Here is a 24,975-nt window from a genome sequence, read left to right on the forward strand (position 1 = left end):
GGGCGACGCGGCCTATTCCATAGGATGGATTACGCGATGCAGAAAGTCCTGCGTCCGTGGATGCTGGGGATTGCGCAGCACTTCCTGCGGCGGGCCTTGCTCGATGATGGTGCCCGACTCGAGGAACAGCACGCGGTTGGCGACGGCGCGCGCAAACTCCATCTCGTGGGTCACGACGACCATGGTCATCCCCTCCGCCGCGACGTCCCGCATCACCGCCAGCACCTCGCCCACCAGTTCGGGATCGAGGGCCGAGGTCGGCTCGTCAAAGAGGATGGCCTTGGGCCGCATCGCCAGGGCGCGGGCGATCGCGACCCGCTGCTGCTGCCCGCCCGAAAGTTGGGCCGGATGCACATCCAGCTTTGAGCCGAGGCCCACCTTGTCGAGGATGGCCGCCGCCTCGTCCCGCGCCTCGGCGCGGGGGACGCGCTTGACGTAGACCGGTCCCTCCATGACGTTTTCCAGCACGGTGCGGTGCGGAAAAAGGTTGAAGCGCTGGAACACCATCGACACCTGGGTACGGATTGCGGTGATCGACGGTGCGGTGGTGTCAACCTTGACCCCCTCGACCAGAATCGCGCCCCGGCTGTAGGTCTCCAGCCCGTTGATGCAGCGCAGGATGGTCGATTTTCCCGACCCCGACGGGCCAATGATGCACACCACCTCGCCCTTGGCGACGTCGAATGACACGCCCTTGATGACGTCGAGCGCGCCATAGGATTTGTGAATGTCCTGGACAGCGATCATGTCTGCGAAAACCTCCGCTCGAGGTGACGGGTCAGGAAGGTCAGCGGCAGGCTGAGGGCCAGGTAGATCAGCGCGACCAGCGTAAACACCGTCATGTTGTCAAAGGTCGAGGCGGCGACCAGTTGCCCCTGGCGTGTCAACTCGGCCACCGTGATGGTCGAGACGAGCGAGCTGTCCTTGAGCATCATGATGATGGTGTTGCCAAAGGGCGGCATGACGATGCGCAGCGCCTGCGGCAGGATCACACGCCGCATCACCAGGCTGTCGGTCATGCCGATCGAATAAGCGGCCTCGATCTGGCCCTTGTCGATGGCCTCGATCCCGGCGCGAAAGTTTTCAGCCTGATAGGCCGAATAGGCGATGCCAAGGCCGATGATGCCTGCCTGCACGGCGGTCAGGTTGATACCGATGTCGGGCATCACGAAATAGATATAGAACAGCTGCACGATGATCGGGATGCCGCGGATCATGGTGATGAAGCCGCGGCTGATCCCGACCAGAACCGGTTGCTTTGTCCAGCTCATGACGGCCCAGACAAAGCCGAGCGCGGTGCTGAGGATGACCGAGAAAAAGGTCACCACCAGTGTCAGCACGACACCTTCCAGAAGCAAGGGCAGGTATTCACCCGCCCGCGCGAAAAACCCCATCAGTCTGTCCCTCCCCGACGTGCGGATGGCGCGGGGCGGCGGTGTGCACCGCCGCCCGCGCCTGGCATCATTCGATGCCCCATTTCTTGATGCTTTCGTCCAGCTTGCCGGAATCCTTGATCTTTTTCAGGCCGTCGTTCATCTTTGCCAGCAGCGCCGGATCATCCTGGCGCACGGCGATGGCGACGTTGCCGACGTACTGGCTGTCGTAGTCCGTCACCAACCGCACCTTGGCCGAGGCGCCTTGCGAAAGCTGGTATGCGACGATCGGCTTGTCCCCAAAGCCGGCGTCGATCCGGCCGATAGCGACGTCGCGCATGATGTCGGAGATGGTGTCGTAGACCTTCACCTCCTTCAGCTTGTCACTGGCCTGCAGCGGCGCGACATAGGCTGTCCCGACCTGGACCCCGGCAGTCTTGCCGGCCAGATCGTCGAGGGTCTTGTAGTCAGTCTTGTCGTCGCTTTTGACGAACAGCCCTTCGCCATAGGAATAGACGGGCTCGCTAAAGGCGACGATCTTGGCGCGTTCAGGCGTGGCATACATGGCCGCCGCGATGACATCGATCTTGCCGCTGGTCAGGGACGGCAGCAGCGCATTGAACTGGGTCGCCTGGATCTGCGGGGAAAAGCCCTCGACCTCACCAATCGCCTTGATGATGTCGACCATCACGCCGTCGATCTGGTTGGTCTTGACGTCGAGGAAGGTGAACGGGATCCCCGAGGGGGTCGAGCCGATCTTGAGCACGTCCTGCGCCATGCCGGCGCCTGCCGTCATGGCAGTTGCCGCCAGTGCCAGGACAGTGCCGCGAACGAGTGAAGCGATTGTCGTCATCCCTTGTCTCCCCTTTGGACGCCACGACCAATATTCATCAGTATTGAAATTCTATCATCATTATTTCATTGTGACGAAACAAACTTCAGGTTGTCAATAAATGTTGTCATCGCCCGCCACGTCCGATGCGCCGTCTGTCGCCGAAGCCGATCCGGAGCGCCCCGACAGCGATAGCCTGGGCGCGCGGCTGCGCCAGCGGCGCAAGGTTCGCCGCCTGTCGATCGCCGAGGTCGCCCGTCGGGCCGAGCTTTCCATCGGCCTCATCAGCCAGATCGAACGGGGTCTGACCATGCCCTCGGTCCGCTCGCTCGGGGCGATCTGCGCGGCCCTGGAAATGCCGGTCGGCTGGCTGTTCGATGCGCCGGGCGCGCCGGACGAGAGTGACATCGTCGTGCGCCGCCACCAGCGGCGGGTCCTGGACCTCGGCGTCAAGGGCATGGCGAAAGAGCTGATGACCCCTGACAGTTGCACCGGCATTCAGATGATGCGGTTGGTGATCCGCCCCGGCGGCTCGACCGGCGAGACACCCTATAACCACGCGACCGGCGCAAAATGCGGCACCGTCCTGAGCGGCGCTCTGGCTTTGGAGGTCGATGGCGAGGTCCACCGCATCGGCGCCGGCGACAGCTTTTCCTTCGCTGCGACGCGCATGATCCGGTTCTGGTGCGCTGGCGACGAGACGACCGAGGTGCTGTGGGTGGTAACCCCGGCCGTATACTGACGGGAGGGTCAGGCATGATCGAGAATGAAGCCGGCGTCATCGCCAATTCGCTGTGGACGGCGACGGCCAACCCCGCGCCGGACTGCCCGCCGCTGCAGGGCAAGGCGGATTGCGATGTCGCCATCGTCGGCGGGGGCTACACGGGACTCTCTGCCGCGCTGCACCTGGCCGAGCGGGGGCTGCGGGTCATCCTCCTCGAGGCAATGACCCCCGGCTGGGGCGCGTCGGGCCGCAATGGCGGGCAGGTGAATCCGGGCCTGAAAGAGGATCCCGACACGATCGAGGCGCAGCATGGACCGGACATGGGCGCGCGGATGGTCGCGCTGTCCGGCGGGGCAGGGCAGTTCGTGTTCGATCTAATCGCGCGGCTCGGGATCGAATGCGATGCGCACCAAACCGGCTGGATCCAGCCCTATCATAACCAGCTGTCGGAGGCCGTGGTCCGCAAGCGCGCCCAGCAGTGGAACCGCCGCGGCGCCCCGCTGGACCTGCTCGACCGCCAGACGACCGCCGAACTGTTGGGCACGGATGCATATCTAGGCGCAATGATCGACCGGCGCGGCGGCAATCTGCATCCGCTGAACTACGCGCTCGGCCTCGCCCACGCCGCGCTTGCTGCCGGGGCCGTGATCCATGGCCACAGCCCCGTCATCGCGCATGAGGGAAGCGGCGTCGGGCACGTCCTGCGCACCGAGGCGGGCCAGGTCCGCGCGCAAAAGGTGCTGATCTGCACGAATGGCTACACCGGCAAAACGTTTGGCAAGATGCGCCGGACCGTGGTCCCGATCCGCTCGGTCCAGGTCGCGACCGAGGTTCTGCCGCCCGAAGTTGCCTCGACCATTCTGCCGCAGGGGCATTCTGCCTCGGACGCGCGCCGGTTGCTGCTCTATTTCCGCAAGGATGCCGCGGGCCGTTTCGTCATGGGCGGGCGCGGGAAGTATTCGGAGTCCGGCACCGCCGAGCAGATGCGGCGCCTGCGCGCCGCCTCGGTCGCGCTGTATCCCGCCCTGCGTGACGCCGAGTGGAAGTTTGCCTGGGGTGGCTTTGTCGCCATGACGCAGGACCACTACCCGCACCTGAACGAGTTAGGCCCCGGCGTCATGGCGGCGATGGGCTACAACGGGCGCGGGGTCGCCATGGCGTCAGTGATGGGCAAGGTTCTCGCCGATTGGGCCAGTGGCACGCCGACCGCGGCGCTGCCCTTCCCGGCGACCCCGCCGCGTCCGATTCCGTTCTATTTCATGCGAAAGCCGGCGGTGACAGCGACGGTCGCCTGGTCCCTGCTGAAGGATCGGTGGGAGGAGCGCCAGGGGTGACGCCGGCCTTCAAAGCGCGAGCGGACGTTCGTCGAAAATCGCTTCCATGGTGAAGTAAGAGGTGACCGTCTCGAGATCCGTGCGCTCGATCAGTTGTTGGTAGACCCGATCGTATTCGGCGATATCGGCCACGACCACCTTGAGGATGTAGTCGAAGTCTCCCGAAATCCGGTAGAACCCGACGATCTCAGGGATGGCGACCACCCGTTTGCGGAAATCGCGCAGCCACTCTCCGGAATGGCTGCGCGTGCGGATCATGGTGAACACGGCGAGGCTGGCGCCGACCTTGTTCCGGTTCAGGCGGACGGACCACCTCTCGATGATCCCGTCGTCCTCAAACGACTTCAGCCGTCGCCAGACCGTGTTCTGGCTGAGCCCGACCCGGTCCGCCAGCTCGCGCTGTGACTGCGAGGCGTCGCGCTGAAGCTCGCGCAGCAAGCTGCGATCAATCTGATCGATATCCTTGGTCACGGCCAATTGTTTCCATCACAGGGGCAGGCGCAGGCTATGATGGATCAGATTTAACTGGCAACTATTAACTTCTGCCCCGCATCGGGGGCGGCGCTACCGTCGTTTCCCGGGCGCCCTCAAGACCTTGTTGCCGCGTGGACCCGTGCGAACCGGTGTGTTGGTCCGGTTTTCCTCGATGAGCTTGCGCCAACGATCCAAGCGTGTTGGCTGTAAGGTGCCCGCGGTGATTGCTGCTTGGACCGCGCAGCCAGGTTCATGGTCGTGGGTGCAATCGGCAAAGTGGCAGTTCGGCGCTAGTTCGGCGATCTCGGCGAACACCACTTCCAGGCCCTCGGCAATGTTGCTGACATGCAGCGTACGCATGCCGGGCGTGTCGATCACCCAGCCGCCCGTGTTGATGGCGTGCAGAGAGCGGGACGTCGTCGTGTGGCGCCCCTTGGCGTCCTGCTCGCGGATGCTGCCGGTGAGCTGGGGCTTTCCGGGCGTCCGAGAGGACAGCGTGTTAAGAAGGGTAGACTTTCCCACGCCCGACGAGCCGACAAGCGCAACGGTGCGTCCCGGACCGCACCACGGCGCCAGAATCTGCGCGGCATCCGGCGCCTTCGCGTTCACCGGGACCACGTTGAGGCCGCGCTGCAGCGCCTCGGCAGCGGCAACATAGGGGGCCGCATCCGGCGCCTGATCGATCTTTGTCAGGACAATGACCGGCTGGGTCCCGGCTTCGTTTGCCAGCGCCAAGTAACGCTCAAGCCGCGCCGGGTTGAAATCGTCATTGCAGGACGTGACGATGAAGAGGGTGTCGACATTGGCCGCGATCAGTTGTTGCGCATGTCCCCCTTCGGTCCGCCGCTGCAGCAAGCTCTGTCGGTCCAGCCGGCGGGCGAGCGTCTCGCTCCCCGCGTCGACCAGAACCCAGTCGCCGACCGCAAACTCTGTCGTTCGCGCACCGGGCGGTAGTTGGACACCCGTCGCACCCGCCTCGCCAATGGCGGTCAGCCTGCTGCGGTGGACCGTCGCAACGCGCATGGGCACCAGTCCGAGTTCCTCGGCGCCGCGTTGACCAGCAAAGAAAGCCGACCAGCCGAGGTCGGCCAACGCGCGAGAAGCTGGGTAATCGGAATGTTCCACGATGCTTTCGCATGGCGGCGAGGGGGAAGGGGTGCAAGTCTTTTTTCAGGTCGCCCCTCCACGAGCAAACCCTGGTAGCGGCGCGGAAGCCAATTCGGGCGCGCGCGAGCTTTCTCCAAGGGAACGAATTCCACTGAACTGGCGCTGGCGTCTGTAATTCCCGCCCGCCCAAAAGATCGCGGCCTCAGCCTTTGGCCCGCTGCTTGCCGAACAGCACCAGCTGGTGGTCGACAATGTCATAGCCGAACCGGTCCGCGATCTTTTGTTGCAGGGCTTCAATCTCGGCCGACACGAACTCCATCACCGCGCCAGTGTCGACATCCACCAGATGGTCGTGATGCTGTTCGGCGACCTCGTAGCGGGCGCCGCCGGTGCCGAAGTTGTGGGTCCGCAAGTAGCCCTTGTCCGCCAGCACGGCGAGCGTGCGATAGGTGGTCGCCTGCGAGATGCTGGGGTCGATGGCGCGGGCGCGGGCCAGCACGGCCTCGGCGTCGGGATGGTCCCAGGCCAACAGCAGCACCTCGGCTATGGCTTGACGCGGCCGGGTGACGCGCAGTCCGGCGCCGGCCAACATGTGCTGGATGATCGCCGCGCGCGCAACGGGATGGTCGGGGAGGCGCGTCGCGCGGGCCATGGGCGAGGGCGGCGGCGAGGTTGGCCGCGCGGCGGGGCCTTGCGGCTCTGGTGGTCTGGCAGGTGGCTGGGCGTCCGACATGGCCAAAGTTTCGCATGCAGCTACGGTCAGCGCAACTTGCAAGCTGTTTGCATCTGTCATAGATGATGCAAGTCATTCTCAAAAGGAGGCGTTATGGCGGGCGGGATCGGACGATTGGCGGCGGGGGTCGCGGCGCTGGCCTTGATGTCAGGGGCGGAAGCGGCGGGCCCGAACGGGAAGATGAAGGTCGTGACCACTTTCACGGTGCTGGCCGACATGGCACAGCATGTCGCCGGCGATCACGCCGAGGTCGTCTCGATCACCAAGCCCGGGGCCGAAATCCACGGCTACGAGCCGACGCCGCAGGACATTGTTCGCGCCAGCGATGCCGATCTGGTCCTGTGGAATGGCCTCGACTTGGAACTGTGGTTCACCCAGTTCCTCGAGGGGCTCGGGCCAAAACCGGCTGTCGTCGCCTCGGAAGGGATCGAGCCGATCCCGATCGGCGAGGGAAAATACCAGGGCAAGCCGAACCCCCATGCCTGGATGGGCCTGACCAATGCCGGCATCTATGTCGATAACATCGCCCGCGCCTTTGCCGCCCATGACCCTGCGAACGCGGCTGCCTATCAGGCCAATGCCGCGGCCTACAAGCAGACCCTGACCGATGCCATCGCTCCGCTGAAAGCCGAGATCGCGGCCCTGCCCGAGGATCGCCGCTGGCTTGTCAGTTGCGAGGGGGCGTTCAGCTATCTCGCGCGCGACCTCGGCATGCACGAGCTATATCTGTGGCCGATCAACGCCGACCAGATGGGCACCCCAAAGCAGGTGCGAAAGGTGGTTGACGGCGTGCGCGAGCACCAGATCCCCGCTGTGTTCTGCGAAAGCACGGTCAGCCAGAAGCCGGCTCAGCAGATCGCCCGCGAAACCGGCGCGCATTACGGCGGCGTCCTCTATGTCGACAGCCTGTCCGAGGCGGGGGGCCCGGTGCCGAGCTATCTGGACCTGCTGAAGGTGACGACCGATACAATCGCCAAGGGTCTGACAGAGGGCGCGGCCAAGTGAGTCTTCCAACCGACGCGGACAGCAGGGCGGACAGGTTGCGTCAGGATGAATCGACCGGGCCGCTGATAACTCAGGCGTCGCCCGAGCCTCGGCGCGCCGCGGAGGATCAGTCGGGTTTCGACGGCATCGTCGCGCGCGATGTGACGGTTACCTACCGCAATGGCCATACTGCGCTGCACCACGCCAGCTTTGCCCTGCCGCGCGGCACGATCACTGCGCTCGTGGGTGTCAACGGGGCCGGGAAATCCACGCTGTTCAAGGCGATCATGGGGTTTGTTCCGGCCGGTGGCGGCAGCATAAGCCTGCTTGGCCGGCCGGTCTCGCAGGCGCTGCGCCAGAACCTGATAGCCTATGTCCCGCAGGCCGAGGAGGTCGACTGGTCCTTTCCGGTACTGGTCGAGGACGTTGTGATGATGGGCCGCTACGGCCACATGGGCCTGCTGCGCCGACCGCGCGCGTCGGACCGGGCGGCCGTTGATGCCGCCTTGGCGCGGGTCGGCATGGCGGATTTCCGGCACCGCCAGATCGGCGAGTTGTCGGGCGGCCAGAAAAAGCGCGTGTTCCTGGCGCGCGCCCTCGCCCAGGACGGGCAGGTGATTCTGCTGGACGAGCCCTTCACCGGCGTCGATGTCCTGACCGAAGAACAGATCATCGCCCTGCTGCGCGATCTGCGGGCCGAGGGGCGGGTGATGCTGGTCAGCACCCACAACCTCGGCTCGGTCCCCGAGTTCTGCGACCGGGTGGTGATGGTCAAGGGAACGGTCCTTGCGGCCGGACCAACCGCGAGCACCTTTACCCACGATAACCTCGAGGCGGCGTTCGGCGGCGCCTTGCGGCGCGTGACGCTGGGCGGCTCGGACCTGCACCACGACGCCGGCGACGACGCCCGTCGCCTGACCATCCTGACCGATGACGAGCGTCCTTTCGTCCATTACGGCCAACCCGGAGACAATGGCGTGACCGAGCCGCCCGGTCCGGGCGCCACTGAGGCGCACGAGGCTGCGCCGCGAGGCCGGCCATGAGCGTGCTGCTCGAACCCTTCGCCTATGGCTACATGATCAACGCGATCTGGGTCTCGGCCATGGTCGGGGGGGTCTGCGCCTTTTTGTCCTGCTACCTGATGCTCAAGGGCTGGTCCCTGATCGGCGACGCGCTGAGCCATTCGGTCGTCCCCGGCGTCGCGGTCGCGCAGCTGTTGGGCCTGCCCTTTGCTCTCGGCGCCTTTGTCGCCGGGGCCCTCGCGGCAGGCTCGATGCTGTTTCTGTCGGACCGCTCGGGCCTGAAGACCGACGTGGTGATCGGGCTGATCTTCACCGCGTTCTTCGGGTTGGGGTTGTTCATCCCCTCAATCAACCCGATGGCGATCAGCATCCAGACCATTACCCAAGGCAATATCCTGGCCATCACCCCCGGCGACACGCTGCAACTGGCGCTGATTGGCGGCGTCACGATGGCGGTCCTGCTGCTGCGCTGGAAGGACCTGATGGTGGTCTTCTTCGACGAGACGCACGCCCGCGCCGTTGGTCTGCGGCCGCCCCTTCTGAAGGGGCTGTTCTTTGCCCTTCTGGCGGCCAGCGTGGTGGCGGCGATGCAGACCGTCGGCGCCTTTCTGGTGATCGCCCTCGTCGTCACGCCGGGCGCCACTGCCTATCTGCTGTGCGAGCGGTTTCCACGCCTGCTGATGCTGGCCGTAGCGATAGGTACCCTGACCTGCGCGCTGGGCGCCTATGTGAGCTATTTCCTCGACGGCGCGACAGGCGGCGTCATCGTCGTGCTGCAGACGCTGCTGTTCCTTGCCGCCTTCACCTTTTCGCCGCGGCACGGCTGGGTGGCGGCGCGCGCCCGCGCCAGAGCCGCCCTGAGTGAGGGGGCCGCGGCATGAGCGTCGAAGCCCTGCTGCAACCGCTGCAGTTCCCCTTCATGCAGAACGCCTATCTGGCGGCGCTGCTGATCTCGCCCGGCGCGGCGATGCTGTCGTGTTTTCTTGTCCTCAAGGGCTGGGCGCTGCTCGGCGATGCCGCCAGCCATGCGACCATGCCCGGGGTCGTGATCGCCTACCTTCTGGGTCTGCCCTACGGATTGGGCGGGTTCCTCGCCGCAATGGCCTGCGCGCTGTCGGTTGGGTTTCTGGCCAGCAACAGCCGCATCAAGGCCGACACCGCCATGGGCATCGTCTTTTCCGGTATGTTTGCCCTTGGCTTGGTCATTCACGCCTGGACCGGATCGAGCATCCACCTCGACCACATCCTGTTCGGCAACATGCTGGGTATCGACCGCCAGGAGCTGCTGACCAGCGGGCTGATCGGCCTTGGCGTCGCGGCGGTGCTGGCGCTCAAATGGCGCGATCTGCTGCTGTTCAGCTTTGATCCGATACAGGCGCGGGCCAGCGGGCTGCGCACCGGCTGGCTGCATTACGGGTTGCTGGTCATGCTCGCGGGGGTGATCGTGGCGATGCTGGCCTCGGTCGGGCTGATCCTCGCGGTCGGCCTGCTGATCGCGCCAGGGGCCATCGCTTTCCTGCTGGCGCGGCGCTTTGCCGCCATGATGGCGGTTGCAGTGGCGGTCTGCCTCGCCGCGACGCTGGGCGGGGTCCACGCCAGCTTTTATCTCGACAGCGCACCGGCGCCGACAATCGTACTGATCCTGACGGCGATGTTCCTCGCTGCGTTTGCACGGCGGATGGTCGTGACACGCAGGGCCAGCCGCGCCTGATGCGGGCAATGGTCGCCGGACTGTCATAATTCCGCCATCAACCCCGGCGACAAGCGTCGCCGGAACGCTCACCCCCGCCGGTCACGCGTTCTGCCTTGCTTTTCAGCGCTGTTGGCCCAAAAAAATCGATCATGACCCAAGCAGACTTCCTCCGCTCGCCCTTTCCTGCCGCGCGTGACAATCCGGGCGATCCACCCGAGGGCCCGGCTCGCTATTTCAACCGCGAGCTGAGCTGGCTCAGCTTCAACTGGCGGGTGCTGGACGAGGCGCGCAACCCGCGCGTGCCCTTGCTGGAACGCCTGCGGTTCCTGTCCATCAGTGCCGCCAATCTGGACGAGTTCTACACCGTCCGCGTGGCCGGCCTGCGCGAGCTCGCGCGCGAGGGCAATACCCGGCTTAGCGATGACGGTTTGTCGCCGGCTGAGCAGCTGTCGCTGGTCAACGCCGACGCGCGGCGGCTGATGGACGCGCAGCAGGGCGTCTGGAACCGCCTGCGGAGCGAGATGGAAGCGGCGGACATCACGCTGATCGCGCCCTCCAACGTCACCCGGGCCGAGCGTGAATACCTCGCGCAGCAGTTCCGCGAGCAGGTCTTTCCCGTGCTGACACCGCTGGCCATCGACCCCGCGCACCCGTTCCCGTTCATCCCGAACACCGGCTTCGTGCTGGCGATCGAGCTGGCCCGCGAGGCTGACGGCCGGCAGATGGAAGCCCTGCTGCCGATCCCGGCGCAGCTGCCGCGTTTTGTCGCGCTGCCCGGCAAGGCACGCTTTGTGCGGCTGGAACACCTGCTGCTGATGCATCTGAAAGAACTGTTCCCCGGCTATCGCGACGCCGGCCATTGCACCTTCCGCGTCTTGCGCGACAGCGATCTGGAGCTTGAGGACGAGGCCGAAGATCTGGTGCGCGAGTTCGAGACCGCGCTGAAGCGCCGGCGCCGCGGCGAGGTCATCCGCCTCAAGATCAGCGCCGGCGCGCCCAACCGTCTGCGCCGCCTGATCGAACATGAACTGGACGTCGGCCCCGATGAGGTGATCGAGGTGCAGGGCCTCGTCGGCATGGCCGATCTGCGCGAGCTGGTGCTGGACAACCGTCGCGATCTGCAATGGCCCGCCTTTACCCCGCGCGTCCCGGAGCGGGTGCAGGACCATGACGGCGACATGTTCGCCGCGATCCGGCAAAAGGACATGTTGCTGCACCACCCCTACGAAACCTTCGACATGGTCGTGCGCTTTCTTGCCCAGGCGGCACGCGATCCCGACGTTCTGGCGATCAAGCAAACCCTTTATCGCACCAGCCGCGATAGCCCGATCGTCGACGCGCTGTGCGAGGCGGCCGAGGCCGGCAAGTCGGTGATGGCCCTGGTTGAACTCAAGGCCCGCTTTGACGAGGCCGCGAACATCCGCCAGTCGCGCCGCCTGGAGCGCGCGGGCGCGCATGTAAGTTACGGCTTCATGGCTCTGAAAACCCACGCCAAAATCAGCACTGTCGTGCGTCGCGAGGGGGACCGGCTGGTCACCTATACCCACTTCGGCACCGGCAACTATCACCCGATCACCGCGCGCATCTATACCGACCTGTCGCTGTTCACCTGTGACCCCGCGCTGGGGCGGGACGCGACCAAGGTCTTCAATTACTTGTCCGGATATGTTCAGCCGGAGGGTCTGGAAAAACTGGCCATCGCGCCAATCGAACTGAAACCCGCCCTCCTTGACCTGATTGCGCGCGAGGCGGATTTTGCCCGCCGCGGCCGCCCGGCCTCTATCTGGGCAAAGATGAACAGCCTGACCGACAGCAAGGTCGTGGATGCCCTTTATGCGGCCTCTCAGGCCGGCGTGAAGATTGACCTAGTCATCCGGGGTGTTTGCGTTTTACGACCTGGTATCAAGGGTTTGTCAGAAAATATTCGCGTGAAATCCATCGTAGGAAGGTTCCTCGAACATTCCCGCATCCTGTGCGTGGGCAACGGCCACCAATTGCCCTCGCACCGGGCACGGGTGTTCATGTCTTCGGCCGACTGGATGAACCGCAACCTCGACCGCCGCGTCGAGACGTTGGTCGAATGCGTCAACGAGACCGTCAAGGATCAGATCGTCAGCCAGATCATGGCCGCGAACCTTGCCGACGAGGCCTCGTCCTGGGTGCTCGGGCCGGACGGTCGCTATCTGCGGCACCTTCCGGCGGGACGCGACGATCTGTTCAGTTGCCACCGCTTCTTCATGGAGAACCCGTCGCTGTCCGGCCGTGGCTCGGCGGGGGCGCGCGATGTGCCGGCCCTGACCCATTCGCAGGAATGACGGTCGCCGGGCGCAGCGCACATCCGCTCTGCGCTCGGTGCCGACTGACGCCGGGTCATCGGCTCCGCACTTGCGCCGCGATCTTGCCAGCCTGCCACGCCATAGCTACGAGGCCGACATGACACGTCCCCAAGCCGACGGCATTGCAAACCTCCTCCTTGACCCTTCGGCCCGGGCGCTGAGCCGGGTGGGGGTGGTGGACGTAGGATCGAACTCGATCCGCATGGTGGTGTTCGACGGGGCGGCCCGCTCACCTGCCTATTTCTACAACGAAAAGGTCATGGCCGGCCTTGGCGCGGGGCTTTCGACCAGCGGCCGCCTGAACCCAGAGGGTGTCGTGCGCGGCCTGGCGGCGCTGCGCCGCTTTGCGACGCTCGCCGACGGCATGGGCCTTGCGCCCCTGACCTGCGTCGCCACGGCCGCTGTGCGCGACGCCGAGGATGGTCCCGCGTTCCGCGAGCAGGTCGAGGCCGAGACGGGGCTTAAGCTAATCGTCATCGATGGCGAGGAAGAGGCGCGTCTGTCGGCCCAGGGCGTGTTGCTGGGCTGGCCCGATGCCAAGGGGCTTGTGTGCGACATCGGCGGCAACAGCATGGAACTGGCCGAGGTCGAGGGCGGCAAGATCGGACGCCGTGTCAGCTCTCCTCTGGGGCCGTTCCGCCTGCAGCAGGTCAAGGGCGGCAAGGCCGGATTGCGAAAATATATCAAAGAGGTGCTAGAGGATCTTGCGAGCAAGATGGGCACCGACTACGAGCGCATCTACCTGGTCGGCGGCAGCTGGCGGGCGATTGCGCGGCTCGACATGGAACGCCGCAACTACCCGATGACGGTGCTGCATGAATACCGCATGTCGCCGGACGACATCGCCGCGACGGTCAAGGTCATCGCTGACACCCAGATCTCGAACCTCAAGGGCAAGAGCGGCATCTCCAACTCGAGGCTCGAACTGGTCCCACTGGCGGCCGAGGTGCTTCGGCAATTGTCGGCCACCTTTGCGCCGGCCGAGTTCGCTGTTTCGTCCTACGGGATTCGCGAGGGGTTGCTGTACGAGCAGATGGCCCCCGACCTTCGCCGGCGCGACCCGCTGATCGAGGCTGCACGCTTTGCCGAGGCCCATATGGCGCGCATGCCCGGGTTTGGCAAAAAACTGCACAAGTTCTTGTTGCCGCTGTTCGCCGACGCGCCGCCGGAGCGCGCCCGGCTGAACCTGGCTGCCTGTTATCTGCACGACACCACCTGGCGTGCGCACCCCGACTACCGCGCCGAGGCCTGTTTCGACAATGTCACGCGCGCCAACATGGCGGCGATGAGTCATTCGGAACGTGTGTTCCTGGGCGTTGCCCTGCTGCACCGATATCGGTCCAGCCGTTCCGGATCGCCCATGGCCGAACTCTTCGACATGCTGAGCCCGGAAGAGCTCCGCGAGGCCGAGGTGCTGGGCAAGGCGATGCGGTTCGGGGCGATGTTCTCGGTCGACGATCCCGCCCGCGCTGGCAAGCTGTCGCTGCAGCCGGGCAAACTGCGCCTGAAGCTGAGCAAGATCGGGCGCGATCTGATGGGTGAGGTCGCGCTGGCGCGTTTTGAATCGCTGGCCGCCGCGCTGCAACTGGAGGCCGAGGTCGCCCTCTAGCGCTGCGCCGCGGCTAAAGTCCAAAAGGGCCGACTAGCGCTGCGTTGCAGTTGGGGTCGCAGTCGCTTCTTGCGCCTCCTGTCAGTCCGCGCTGTCGTGATCAGCCTCTGGCCCTGAGCCTTCGCCGCTGTGGTCCGGCATCTCTTTCAATGCGGCGGTCATCATCTCTACCGCATGGGCGACGCTCGCCTCGCGGACCTTGTCGCGGCCGCGGGGGCCGAACTCGACGGTTTCCGTGCGCGTGCCGGCCTCGGTCGCAACGCCAAAGCAGACCCGGCCCTCGGGCTTGTGTTCGCTGCCGCCCGGACCCGCGATCCCCGTCACCGACACAGCCAGCCGCGCATTGCTGCGCGTCAGGGCGCCGATGGCCATCTGCCGGGCCACGGCCTCGCTGACCGCGCCCTCGGTCTCCAGTGTCCGGGGTTCGACGCCCAGCAGTTCGATCTTGGCGTCGTTGGAGTAGGTGACAAAGCCGCGCTCGAAGGCTGCCGACGAGCCGGGGGCCGCAGTCAGCCGCGCCGACAGCAGCCCGCCGGTGCAGCTTTCCGCAGTGGCGACCGATACGCCCTTGCGGAGCGCGAGGTCCAGCAGTGACTGGGGATCGCTCATGGCAGCAGCACCAGATGCGACAGCGCGGCCGCGAGGATGGTGCAGAGTGCCGCCATCGCGCCGGCCCACAAGTCATCCTCCATCACCGAATTGGCCGTGCCGCGGCGATCGGCGCGCCCGACCAGCCATGGCTTCCAGATGTCGAACAGGCGAAAGAACAGGAACGCCGCCACCCAGCCGGGATAGGGAAAGCGGTCGGCCGGTAGTCCCGCGAACCAGAATCCGGCCGAGGGCGCGCAGAGCGCGATCCACTGGCCGGCCATCTCGTCGATGACAATTTCCGGGCGGTCCTTGTCGGTCATGCCGGCGGTATAGCGGCGCACCGACCAGAAGCCGGCAATGATCACGACGACTGTGCCCGCCGCCAGCAGCGGGAAATGCCCGATGCGGTGCAGCGCCAGCCCCAGCAGCACGGCGACCGCCGAGGCGACCGTGCCGGAAGCCGGCCTAACCCAGCCGATGCCGCCCATGGTGGCGATGAAACGGTCCATGCCTCAGTTCCCGATCAAGGTTGCGGTGGCGATGGCGGCAATGCCCTCGCCCCGGCCGGTGAAACCCAGCCGCTCGCTTGTGGTTGCCTTGACGCTGATGCGGCCGGGCTCGCAGCCGAGGATTTCCGCCAGCCGGCTCCGCATCGCGGCGGCATGGGGTCCGATCTTGGGTGCCTCGCAGATCAGCGTCACATCGGCATTGCCGAGGCGATACCCACGGGCGGCGGCGATCTCGGCCGCGCGTGCAAGGAAGATGGCGCTGTCGGCACCTTTCCATTGCGCGTCGCTGGGCGGGAAATGGCGGCCGATGTCGCCCTCCGCCAAGGCGCCGAGGATGGCATCGGTCAGCGCGTGCATCCCCACATCGGCGTCGGAATGGCCGACCAGCCCGTGGCTATGGGGCAGGCGCAGGCCGCACAGGGTGACATGATCCCCCGGCCCAAGCGCATGCACGTCAAAGCCGTTACCCATGCGAACATCCATCGCGTGCCCCCCAAGCAGTCGCTCGGCGCGGGCGAGATCGTCCGGCCAGGTGATCTTCAGATTGTCCTCGCAGCCCGGCGTCAGCGTGACCTCCAACCCGTTGCGCAGGGCAAGTTCGACATCATCGGCAGCCCCCTCCGGATGCGCGCGATGCGCGGCGAGGATTGCGTCCAGCGCAAAGCCCTGCGGGGTCTGCGCGCGGGCCAGGTTGTCGCGTGGCGTCGCGGCGACGATGCGCGTGCCCTCGGTCCGCCACAGGGCGTCGGTCACCGGCAGGCCCGGCGCGGCAGCGGGCGCGCCGCCCGACAGCGCGGCGATCACCCCGTCGATCACGACCGGCGACACCAACGGCCGGGCGCCGTCATGGATCAGCACATGCGTGACGTCCGAGCCCTCCAGCACCTCGAGCGCGGCACGCACGCTGGCCGAGCGTGTCTCGCCCCCGGCGACCAGCACCGCGGTGCCGGCAAACAGCGCAACGCCTTCCGCCATGTCGTCCGGATGCAGCACGATGATACAACACGCGGCGCGGCCTTCGAATGCGGCGGCGGCACGCGCCAGCACTGTCTGGCCGGCCAGGTTACGCCATTGTTTTGGCGCGCCCGGCCCGCAGCGCAGGCCGCGCCCGGCGGCGGTGATGATGGCGGCGATTTTCATGCGCGAGGATTAGGCGATGGCGGGGAAGGGTGCAATTGCGCCTTGGCCGCAGGCCGCCTCGCTCAGCCCTGACAGGCCAAAGGCAGGCCGGACCCTTTCCCTCGGGCAAGGATGCCCTTATGTCAGCCCAAATCCATCCTGCACAGCGGAGAGCTTTTGCCATGGCGACCGATGCCCGCCTCGATCCTGCCCGCCCGACCAGTTCGTGGGACAAGGACGGCTGGCGCGCCTATCCGCGTGTGCAGATGCCGGATTATCCCGACGCCGCCGCCCTCAGCGCGGTCGAGGCGCAGCTGTCCAAGTTTCCGCCGCTGGTGTTCGCCGGCGAGGCGCGGCGGCTGCGCGCCCATCTGGCCGACGTCGCCGCCGGCCGCGCCTTCCTGCTGCAGGGCGGCGATTGCGCCGAGAGCTTTGCTGAGTTCAGCGCCGACAACATCCGCGACACCTTCAAGGTGATGCTGCAGATGGCGGTGGTGCTGACCTGGGGCGCGCAGATGCCGGTGATCAAGGTCGGCCGCGTCGCCGGCCAGTTCGCCAAGCCGCGCAGCGCCCCGACCGAGGTTGCGGGCGGCGTCGAGCTGCCGTCCTACCGCGGCGATATCATCAACGGCTTTGACTTCACCCCCGAGGCACGCATCCCCGATCCCTCGCGGATGCTGCTGGCCTATACCCAGGCAGCCGCGTCGCTGAACCTGCTTCGGGCGTTTTCGACCGGGGGTTATGCCGACATTCACCGCGTCAACAGCTGGGTCACCGGCTTTGCCGAGGGTCCAGAGGCCGAGCGTTACCGCGACATCGCCGACCGACTGTCGGATGCGCTCGCCTTCATGCAGGCGGCGGGCGTCACCGCCGACAGCGCCCAAGAGTTGGCGATGGTCGAGTTCTACACCAGCCACGAGGCGTTGTTGCTGGAATACGAGGAAGCGCTTGCCCGGATCGATTCCACCACCGGTCTGCCGGTGGCCGGCTCGGGCCACCTGATCTGGATCGGGGATCGCACCCGCCAGGTCGATGGCGCGCATGTCGAGTTCTGCCGCGGCGTGCAGAACCCGATCGGCCTGAAATGCGGCCCCTCGATCACGACGGATGACCTGAAGCGCCTGATCGAGCGGCTGAACCCGGCCAACGAGGCCGGCCGGCTGATGCTGATCGCCCGCTTTGGCGCCGGCCAGGTTGGCGATCACCTGCCGCGCCTGATCCGCGCGGTGCAGGAGGAGGGCGCCAATGTCGTCTGGTCCTGCGATCCGATGCACGGCAATACCGTGAAGTCGGCCTCGGGCTACAAGACCCGTCCGTTCGAGCAGGTTCTGCGCGAGGTACGCGAGTTCTTTGCCGTCCATGCGGCCGAGGGCAGCATCCCCGGCGGCGTGCATTTCGAAATGACCGGCCAGGACGTGACCGAATGCACCGGCGGCGTTCGCGCGGTGACCGACGAGGACCTGTCCTCGCGCTATCACACGGCCTGCGATCCGCGCCTGAACGCCAGCCAGTCGCTGGAGCTGGCGTTCCTCGTCGCCGAGGAACTGCGTAACCGCCGCCGCACCGCGCCTCAAGCTGCGGTCCGCGCCGGCTGATCGGTCCTACTGCCGCCGCTTGGCCCGCTCCGCATCGCGGGGCGCGCCCCTATCGCCGGGCCAAGGACTTGTCGGGCAATGCGTTTTGCCCAGTGCGCGGCGGCCTGAATACAATTGAGGATTGTCTTGCGGCGCGGATCGCGGCTAAGGTCGCCTCGTGCGCGGGATGCGTCGGCCCCGGCCGGACACCGCCCCTGCGCTTACGGTTTCGCAGCGTGGCAAGATGCGCCCCAGACAGGGCGATCGAGCTGCGCGGAAAGCAACGCGTGCCGAGGCTTTGATGCCCGGACGCATTCTCGCGCCCCTCCCGGCTGTGCCGGATTTCGGGGTAGACAGGACAACGGACGCGATGGATCGCGCAGGGCGGATGACGGCAAGGCAGGTTGCGGGTGACCGCGGCCCGATACTGCCTCCATTCTGCCTGGCGTCCCTCGCTCCCCAGACCAGCCGCAGCGTTGCACGATCCGCATCCCCTGACAGGGGCGGGCGGCCGCTGCGTGAAAGAAAGTTACATGGCCAAGAAAATGCTTATCGACGCGACCCATGCCGAGGAGACTCGGGTGGTCGTGGTGGACGGAACCCAGGTTGACGAATTCGATTTCGAGACGGTCAACAAAAGGCAACTCGCCGGAAATATCTACCTTGCCAAGGTAACCCGGGTCGAGCCGTCGCTGCAGGCGGCGTTCGTGGACTACGGCGGCAACCGGCACGGTTTCCTCGCCTTTGCCGAGATCCACCCGGACTATTACCAGATCCCGGCCGAGGATCGCCGCGCCCTCCTGGAGGAGGAGCGTGCCGCCGCCGCCGCCGCCGAGGCCGAGGAGGACGCGCGCGAGCACCGCGCTAACCGTCCCCGCCGCAGCCCCAAGCCCGAGCGCGCCCGCGCCGAGAGCGTCGGAACCCTCGACGCTGCCATCGCCTCGGAAGCCATCGCCGGGATGGAACTGGCCGAGGCCGACCCCGAGGACGACACCCGCGACGAGATCATGACCATCGGCGAGGATTCCTCCTCGGACGAAGAGGCCGTCGAGGTCGCCTTCACCGAGGTCGATGCGCCGGACGCGTCCGAGGCAGACGCGGACGCCCCGGAAGCGGAAGCCGAGGGTGACACCCCCGAGGCCCGCCGCGACGCCTCGCAGGACGACGAATCCATCGAATCCGTGGGCGAGGCCGATGTCGCGGACGACATGCCCGCCCCGCGCAAGCCCCGCGCGCGCCGCTACAAAATCCAGGAAGTCATCAAGGTCCGGCAGATCATGCTGGTCCAGGTCGTCAAGGAAGAGCGCGGCAACAAGGGCGCGGCGCTGACCACCTATCTGTCGCTCGCTGGCCGCTATTGCGTGTTGATGCCCAACACAGCGCGCGGCGGCGGTATCAGCCGCAAGATCACCAATGCCGCAGACCGCAAGAAGCTGAAGGACATCGCGGGCGAGCTGGAGGTGCCGCAGGGTGCCGGCCTGATCATCCGCACCGCTGGCAGCCAGCGGACCCGGACCGAGATCCGGCGCGACTACGAATACCTGATGCGCCTGTGGGAGCAGATCCGCGAACTGACCTTCCGCTCGATCGCGCCGGCGCCGATCTATGAGGAAGGCGATCTGACCAAGCGCGTGATCCGGGATCTCTACTCCAGCGAGATCGACGAGATCCTAGTCGAGGGCGAGCGCGGCTATCGCACCGCGCGCGACTTCATGGCGATGATCATGCCCGACCAGGTCCGGACGGTGAAGCATTACACCGACCCCATGCCCCTCTTCTCGCGCTATCAGGTGGAAAGCTACCTGACCGGCATGTTCAATCCGGTCGTTCAACTGAAGTCGGGCGGCTATATTGTCATCGGCATCACCGAGGCGCTGGTCGCCATCGACGTGAACAGCGGCCGGGCGACCAAGGAAGGCAGCATCGAGGATACCGCCTACAAGACCAACTGCGAGGCGGCCGACGAGGTCGCGCGCCAGTTGCGCCTGCGCGATCTGGCCGGCCTGATCGTCATCGACTTCATCGACATGGACGAGCGGCGCAACAACGCCGCGGTGGAAAAGCGGTTCAAGGACAGGCTGAAGACCGACCGCGCGCGCATCCAAGTCGGCCGCATCAGCGGCTTTGGCCTGCTCGAGATGTCGCGCCAGCGGCTGCGTCCCGGCATGCTGGAATCGACCACCCAGCCCTGCCAGCACTGCCACGGCACCGGCCTGATCCGCTCAGACGACAGCCTGGCGCTGTCGATCCTGCGCGGCATCGAGGAGGAAGGCACGCGCAAGCGCTCGCGCGAGGTGCTGGTCCGTGCGCCGGTCGCGGTGGCGAACTTCCTAATCAACCAGAAGCGCGAGCATATCGCACTGATCGAGGCGCGCACCGCAATGTCCGTGCGGATCGAGGCCGACCCGGCGCTGATCTCCCCTGACTGGTCGCTGGAAAAGTTCAAGACAGCAACCCGGATGCTGGCCGAACCGTCAGAGCGCCATGCGCTGTCCGTCGATGCCTCGCTGATGGCTGCCATCGATGACGAGGGCGACGACGATACCGCAGCGCGGATCGCTGCCGAGGCCGCGGCCGACGCTGCGGACCGCGCCGCCTTCGAGGCCGAAGCCGCAGCAGCGGCCGAGGGTGCCGATGTCGTGGGAGAAGCGGAGAGCGACGACACCGAGGACGGTGGCGAAGATGGCGGCCGCAACCGCCGCCGCCGCCGCCGCCGCCGGCGCGGTGGACGGCAGGACGAGGCGGGCACCGAGGGCGAAGGAGTTGCCAGCGAGGCCGAACCCGAAATCGCGGGCGAGGACGGTGATACCGACGCGCACCCGGCGGAAGCCGCGGCCAGCGGCGAAGGTGACGAAGGCCCGCGCCGCCGCCGCCGCCGCGTGCGTGGCGGCAAATACGGCGCGGCTGCCGAAGGTTCGGCCGCGGGCTCTGCGGACGTGGACGAGGCGGCGCAGCACCTGCTAGCCCCGGCACCTGAAACGGCCGAGCTCGACGAGCAAGCTGGGGCCACGGGCGACACTGCCTCGGGCGCTGCGTCCGACGAGGCCGCGACTGTCCCGGCCGAGGCCCGCGAGATCCCGGCGGAAACCATGATTGCGCCGGTCGTGCCTGACCATGTCGAGGCAAGCATCGAGGAGAGCCTGTCGGTTCTGGGCGAGACCCCCGTCGAGCAAACGCCGGCTGAGCAAGCTTCGGTGGTCGCCCCAGTGGCTCCTTCGCCGGTCCCGGCCCCTGCGCCCGCGGCGAATGCCGATGCCGAGCCAGCCGTCGAAGAGGCGAGTCCCAAGCCCAAGCGACGCGGCTGGTGGTCCTTCGGCGCCTGACACCATCGCACATGCCTTGGAGAGCCGCTGGTCCAGCCAGCGGCTTTCTTCTTTCTGGCAGCACGCGCGTCTCGCTGTTTCACGCCAGCACACACCTCTCGCTTTTTGGGCCAGCGCTCGCGTCTCGGCTTCAGGACGGGCGGGTAATCCACCCATTCTCATTGCCAGTCCGCGCCGCGCGTTCAACGTTTTCGATCCAGTCGGTGTGCCGACTGGCAGGATCGATCATCCTTACCGAGGGCCGGGGAAGCAGCGTAAATCGCCCGGTCTTTCTCGGCGGTCGCGTAAATGGCCGCTAACGTGGACCCCGCCAGTCGCGCATCCGATAAACCCTACCCTCAACAAAAAGAGCCGCCGGTTTCCCGGCGGCTCCCTTTCTTGGGTCTTTGGCCGCCTCAATTGCTGGGCGCGGTCGTGCCCGGCGTCGTCGCTGCCGGAGGCGTCGCCTCGGGCGCGACCGGCGTGGCTCCGGGGGTCGCCGGGGTGTCGGTCGCTGCCGGGGCTGGCGGCGTCACGCTCGGCGCCGCGCTATCGGGAGCGGGTGTGGCCGGCGCGGTGGCATCCGGGGCGGGGGTTGAGGCGTCGGGCGCCGGGGCGGACGGCGCAGCCGCGTCGGGTGCCGGCGCGCCCGGCGCCCGCGCGTCGTTAGGCGCGCCGTCGGGGCGCGGCGGCATGCCGCCGGGGCCCATGCGCGGGCCCTTGCCACCCATGTCACCCATGCGCTTGGCCGCGGCGGCGGCCTCCGCCTGATCGATCTTGCCGTCGCCATTGGCATCGAGGCGCTGGAAGGCGCGCTCGGTCATGGGACGCATGATCTCGACCTGCAGCGCCTCGTATTCCGGCATCTGCAGCGCGCCGTCCTTGTCGGCGTCGAACTCCGTCACCAAGGCGGCAATGCCGGCCTCGGTCTCGGCCGGGGTGATCTTGCCGTCCTTGTCGGTGTCGAAACGCTCCATCAGGCCGGGCATCATCACCATGCCGTGCCGATCGCCCTTGCGGTCCTTGCCGCCGCGCTTGCCGTCATGGCCGGGGCCGCCATGTTTGCCTTTCCGGTCCATGTGCCCCTTGCCCATGTCGTCCTTGGACATGTCGTCGGTCGCGGACGGGGCTGCAGCGTCGGCGGCCGCGGGCGCGGCGGCATCGGGTGCGGGGGTAGCGGGAGCAGCTGCGGCCGGGGGCACGGGGGTCGCCGGCGTCGGGGCTGTCTGCGCGAATGCAGGCATCGTGCCGACCAGTGCGGTCGCGGCAGCGAGGGCCAGCATGCTCATCCTGGAATTGGTCATCAACAGGTTCCTCTTGCTTCGGTGCCCTCAAACTGGGGCGCGTCGGTATCACAACGATCCCCGCGGCCCTTCGGTTTTGTATCAAAGTGTCATCGCGTCCACGCGACGCTCGCGCGGCGGCGGCCCGCCGCTTATCCTCGGGACATGAGCCTGCCGCACATCCTGGTCGTCGATGACCACCGCGAGATCCGTGACGCCGTCACCCGCTATCTGGAACGCAACGGGATGCGCACCAGTGCCGCGCGCGATGCGGCCGAGATGGACGTCCGTCTGGCCGAGGCGCGGGTCGACCTGGTGGTGCTTGACCTGATGATGCCGGGCGAGGACGGGCTCTCGGCCTGCCGCCGCCTTGCTGCGGCGGGCGGACCGCCGGTGCTGATGCTGACCGCCCTAGGCGACGATACCGACCGCATCGTCGGGCTGGAAATCGGGGCCGACGACTACTTGCCCAAGCCCTTCAACCCGCGCGAGTTGCTGGCCCGGATCAAGGCCATCTTGCGCCGTGCCGAGCGCCCCGAGCCGCTCGCCGGCGGCCTGACCGGCAGCGCCGTCGCCTTTGCCGGCTGGGTGCTGGACACTGATCGGCAAACCCTGAGTCGCGAGCCGGATGTCGCGGACGACGGAGCGGCCAATGCCGAGGCCGACAGTGAGGCCATGCGCCTGACCACTGCCGAGTTTCGCCTGCTGACGACGCTGCTGGAGCGTCCGCGCCGCGTCCTGTCGCGCGAAACCCTGCTCGACGCGGTCAGTGGCCGCCAGCCCGCCGCCTTCGATCGCAGTATCGACAACCTCGTCAGCCGCCTGCGCCGCAAGATCGAGGCCGATCCCGCCAACCCGGCGATAATCTCTACGGTGCGCGCCGGCGGCTACTGCCTGACCGCAGACGTGAGGCGGTTGTGACCGAGCCCGCTGACCGCGGCCCGCTCATCCCCCTGCCCACCAGCCTGCGGGGCCAGCTGCTTCTGGCGGTGCTTCTGGCCCTCGCGGTGGCGCAGGCGATCAGCGCGGCCATCACTGTCGTAACCCGGACCGAGGCGGTGCGCGCCGCGCAGATCGGCGAGGCCCTCGACCGGACTGCGGCTCTGATCTTTGTCCTCGACCGCACGCCTCGCGATCTGCACGCCAACCTGCTGCGGGCGACAGAAACGCCGTTGACGCAATTGGCTATCGAGGCACGCCCGACCCTCGACAGCGACGGCCCGGGGTTGAAGCGCGCGCGGCGTCGCCTGGCGGCGGCGATGTCGGACGTGGGTGAGCGCACCATGCGCATGGCGCTGACCGACATCAGCGGCGCGCAGGTCATTGCCCCGCCTCAGCCGCCACCGCAACGCCTCGACCGCGACGGCCGCATGCGGCGCAGGCCGCCGCCGGACAGCGTCGATCCGCGCGCGCTGACGATCAGCTTGCAACTGGCTGATGGCGACTGGCTGAACGCCGAGATCCGCTTTCCGCGACCTGATCACAGCCTGCCGGTGCTGCCGCTGGTCAGCTTCATTCTCGCCGCTGCCGCCATCGGCGTCGCGCTGTGGCTGACGCTGGGGCGGATGCTGGGACCGCTGCGCCGCCTCGCCGGCGCGGCCGAGCGTCTCGGCCGCGGCGAGGAGGTGGGTGATCTGCCCGCCACCGGCCCCTTCGAGATGCGTGCCCTGACCGAAGCCTTCAACCAGATGCAGCAGCGCCTCCATCGGATGGTCAGCGACCGCACGCAGATGCTGGCCGCGCTCGGCCATGACCTGCGCTCGCCCCTGACTGCGCTGCGGGTGCGGGCCGAGATGGTCGATGACGACGAAACCCGCGAGCGGCTGCTGATCTCGCTGGCCGAGATGGGCGAGATGGTCGAGCAGACGCTGACTTATGCCCGCGGCGTCTGGACCCGCGAGGCGGTCGAGAGCGTCGACGCCCGCGATCTGTTGCGCGATCTGGAGGACGAGGGCGAGCACAAGGGCGTCGGCATGCGGCTGGTCCTGCCCGATGCGCCAGTGATGCTGCGCCTGCGCCCCGCCACGATCCGGCGCGCGCTGCGCAACCTGATCGACAACGCCCGCCGATATGGCGGCGCGGCGGATGCGGTCGAGATCACCCTGCGGGCCGGTGCGCAGACCGCCACGATCGAGATCGCCGACCGTGGCCCCGGCATCCCGGAGGCAGAACTGCCCCGCATGTTCGACCCGTTCGTGCGGCTCGAGGCGTCACGCTCGCGCGAGACGGGGGGCACGGGGCTGGGCCTCTCGATCGCGCGGAGCATCGTGCAGGCGCATGGCGGCGAGGTAACCCTGCTCAATCGTCCCGGCGGCGGGCTGATCGCGCGGCTGACGCTGCCGCGTCCCGTTGAGGCGGCGGTAGAGGGCTGAGGCA

At 67.1% G+C, this 24,975-nt stretch carries 22 protein-coding genes; 12 read left to right on the forward strand and 10 right to left on the reverse strand.

The window, feature by feature from the left end:
- Positions 1-12: 12 nt before the first annotated feature.
- From DRW48_RS09970 to DRW48_RS09980, 3 genes are all read right to left on the reverse strand, one after another.
- Entirely contained in the window at positions 13-747 is a 735-nt protein-coding gene (locus DRW48_RS09970; protein WP_114076296.1) for an amino acid ABC transporter ATP-binding protein, read from the reverse strand.
- Positions 744-1,394 (reverse strand): amino acid ABC transporter permease, encoded by a 651-nt coding sequence (locus DRW48_RS09975; RefSeq protein ID WP_199286084.1) that lies wholly within the window; start codon positions 1,392-1,394, stop codon positions 744-746. The genes DRW48_RS09970 and DRW48_RS09975 overlap by 4 nt, the downstream gene beginning before the upstream one ends.
- Positions 1,395-1,461: 67 nt before the next feature.
- Positions 1,462-2,226, reverse strand: a complete 765-nt coding sequence (locus DRW48_RS09980) for an ABC transporter substrate-binding protein (RefSeq protein ID WP_114076298.1) — start codon at positions 2,224-2,226, stop codon at positions 1,462-1,464.
- Positions 2,227-2,326: 100 nt separating this feature from the next.
- On the opposite strand from DRW48_RS09980, the gene DRW48_RS09985 reads away from it, so the two are divergent.
- Together DRW48_RS09985 and DRW48_RS09990 are read left to right on the forward strand one after the other, a co-directional pair.
- Positions 2,327-2,947: a helix-turn-helix domain-containing protein gene (locus DRW48_RS09985; protein ID WP_114076299.1), complete on the forward strand. Its 621-nt coding sequence runs from the start codon at positions 2,327-2,329 to the stop codon at positions 2,945-2,947.
- A 14-nt stretch (positions 2,948-2,961) separates the two neighbouring features.
- Positions 2,962-4,263 carry an NAD(P)/FAD-dependent oxidoreductase gene (locus DRW48_RS09990; RefSeq protein ID WP_114076300.1) on the forward strand — a complete coding sequence of 434 codons (1,302 nt, stop codon included), beginning with the start codon at positions 2,962-2,964 and terminating at the stop codon, positions 4,261-4,263.
- Positions 4,264-4,272: 9 nt separating this feature from the next.
- On the opposite strand, the gene DRW48_RS09995 is transcribed toward DRW48_RS09990, so the two are convergent.
- The 3 genes from DRW48_RS09995 to DRW48_RS10005 all read right to left on the reverse strand — a co-directional run bounded on the left by DRW48_RS09995 (position 4,273) and on the right by DRW48_RS10005 (position 6,577).
- Positions 4,273-4,734: an Lrp/AsnC family transcriptional regulator gene (locus tag DRW48_RS09995; protein ID WP_114077488.1), complete on the reverse strand. Its 462-nt coding sequence runs from the start codon at positions 4,732-4,734 to the stop codon at positions 4,273-4,275.
- A 93-nt stretch (positions 4,735-4,827) separates the two neighbouring features.
- A complete protein-coding gene (gene rsgA / locus DRW48_RS10000; RefSeq protein WP_241963230.1) occupies positions 4,828-5,829 on the reverse strand; it encodes a ribosome small subunit-dependent GTPase A in 1,002 nt (333 codons plus the stop codon).
- A gap of 217 nt (positions 5,830-6,046) precedes the next feature.
- Positions 6,047-6,577 carry a Fur family transcriptional regulator gene (locus tag DRW48_RS10005; protein WP_338418416.1) on the reverse strand — a complete coding sequence of 177 codons (531 nt, stop codon included), beginning with the start codon at positions 6,575-6,577 and terminating at the stop codon, positions 6,047-6,049.
- Positions 6,578-6,670: 93 nt separating this feature from the next.
- On the opposite strand from DRW48_RS10005, the gene DRW48_RS10010 reads away from it, so the two are divergent.
- The 6 genes from DRW48_RS10010 (at position 6,671) to DRW48_RS10035 (ending at position 14,221) form a co-directional block, all read left to right on the forward strand.
- Positions 6,671-7,582: a metal ABC transporter substrate-binding protein gene (locus tag DRW48_RS10010; RefSeq protein WP_114076302.1), complete on the forward strand. Its 912-nt coding sequence runs from the start codon at positions 6,671-6,673 to the stop codon at positions 7,580-7,582.
- A gap of 65 nt (positions 7,583-7,647) precedes the next feature.
- The gene (locus DRW48_RS10015; protein ID WP_422385763.1) at positions 7,648-8,604 is read left to right on the forward strand and encodes a manganese/iron ABC transporter ATP-binding protein; all 957 of its coding nucleotides are present in this window, start codon (positions 7,648-7,650) and stop codon (positions 8,602-8,604) included.
- Complete coding sequence (locus tag DRW48_RS10020) at positions 8,601-9,464, forward strand: metal ABC transporter permease (protein WP_114076303.1); 864 nt, start codon at positions 8,601-8,603, stop codon at positions 9,462-9,464. The genes DRW48_RS10015 and DRW48_RS10020 overlap by 4 nt, the downstream gene beginning before the upstream one ends.
- Positions 9,461-10,294: a metal ABC transporter permease gene (locus tag DRW48_RS10025; RefSeq protein ID WP_114076304.1), complete on the forward strand. Its 834-nt coding sequence runs from the start codon at positions 9,461-9,463 to the stop codon at positions 10,292-10,294. Before DRW48_RS10020 ends, DRW48_RS10025 begins: the two co-directional genes overlap by 4 nt.
- Positions 10,295-10,425: 131 nt before the next feature.
- Positions 10,426-12,591, forward strand: coding sequence for an RNA degradosome polyphosphate kinase (locus DRW48_RS10030; protein WP_114076305.1), 2,166 nt, complete (start codon positions 10,426-10,428; stop codon positions 12,589-12,591).
- Positions 12,592-12,709: 118 nt separating this feature from the next.
- Positions 12,710-14,221, forward strand: coding sequence for a Ppx/GppA family phosphatase (locus DRW48_RS10035; protein WP_114077491.1), 1,512 nt, complete (start codon positions 12,710-12,712; stop codon positions 14,219-14,221).
- An 81-nt stretch (positions 14,222-14,302) separates the two neighbouring features.
- Here DRW48_RS10035 and DRW48_RS10040 read toward each other — a convergent pair whose 3' ends face one another.
- From DRW48_RS10040 to ispF, 3 genes are read right to left on the reverse strand one after another with little or no spacing between them, the layout of a single operon-like run.
- Positions 14,303-14,830 carry a CinA family protein gene (locus tag DRW48_RS10040; RefSeq protein WP_114076306.1) on the reverse strand — a complete coding sequence of 176 codons (528 nt, stop codon included), beginning with the start codon at positions 14,828-14,830 and terminating at the stop codon, positions 14,303-14,305.
- Positions 14,827-15,321: a phosphatidylglycerophosphatase A family protein gene (locus DRW48_RS10045; protein WP_114076307.1), complete on the reverse strand. Its 495-nt coding sequence runs from the start codon at positions 15,319-15,321 to the stop codon at positions 14,827-14,829. The genes DRW48_RS10040 and DRW48_RS10045 overlap by 4 nt, the downstream gene beginning before the upstream one ends.
- A 3-nt stretch (positions 15,322-15,324) precedes the next feature.
- On the reverse strand, positions 15,325-16,461 hold the full coding sequence (ispF, locus tag DRW48_RS10050; protein ID WP_114076308.1) for a 2-C-methyl-D-erythritol 2,4-cyclodiphosphate synthase: 1,137 nt from the start codon (positions 16,459-16,461) through the stop codon (positions 15,325-15,327).
- A 161-nt stretch (positions 16,462-16,622) separates the two neighbouring features.
- Here ispF and DRW48_RS10055 point away from each other — a divergent pair, with 161 nt between their 5' ends.
- A complete protein-coding gene (locus tag DRW48_RS10055) occupies positions 16,623-18,035 on the forward strand; it encodes a class II 3-deoxy-7-phosphoheptulonate synthase (RefSeq protein ID WP_114076309.1) in 1,413 nt (470 codons plus the stop codon).
- Positions 18,036-18,547: 512 nt separating this feature from the next.
- Positions 18,548-21,337, forward strand: coding sequence for an Rne/Rng family ribonuclease (locus DRW48_RS10060; RefSeq protein WP_114077492.1), 2,790 nt, complete (start codon positions 18,548-18,550; stop codon positions 21,335-21,337).
- 395 nt (positions 21,338-21,732) lie between these two features.
- Here the strand turns inward: DRW48_RS10060 and DRW48_RS10065 are convergent, their stop codons facing one another.
- Positions 21,733-22,620 (reverse strand): EF-hand domain-containing protein, encoded by an 888-nt coding sequence (locus DRW48_RS10065; protein ID WP_162784718.1) that lies wholly within the window; start codon positions 22,618-22,620, stop codon positions 21,733-21,735.
- Between the two features lie 144 nt (positions 22,621-22,764).
- On the opposite strand from DRW48_RS10065, the gene DRW48_RS10070 reads away from it, so the two are divergent.
- Positions 22,765-23,520: a response regulator gene (locus DRW48_RS10070; protein WP_114076311.1), complete on the forward strand. Its 756-nt coding sequence runs from the start codon at positions 22,765-22,767 to the stop codon at positions 23,518-23,520.
- Positions 23,517-24,971 carry an ATP-binding protein gene (locus DRW48_RS10075; RefSeq protein ID WP_241963231.1) on the forward strand — a complete coding sequence of 485 codons (1,455 nt, stop codon included), beginning with the start codon at positions 23,517-23,519 and terminating at the stop codon, positions 24,969-24,971. The genes DRW48_RS10070 and DRW48_RS10075 overlap by 4 nt, the downstream gene beginning before the upstream one ends.
- Positions 24,972-24,975: the final 4 nt, after the last annotated feature.

This window comes from Paracoccus suum, from assembly GCF_003324675.1.
In the GTDB taxonomy this organism is placed as follows: domain Bacteria; phylum Pseudomonadota; class Alphaproteobacteria; order Rhodobacterales; family Rhodobacteraceae; genus Paracoccus; species Paracoccus suum.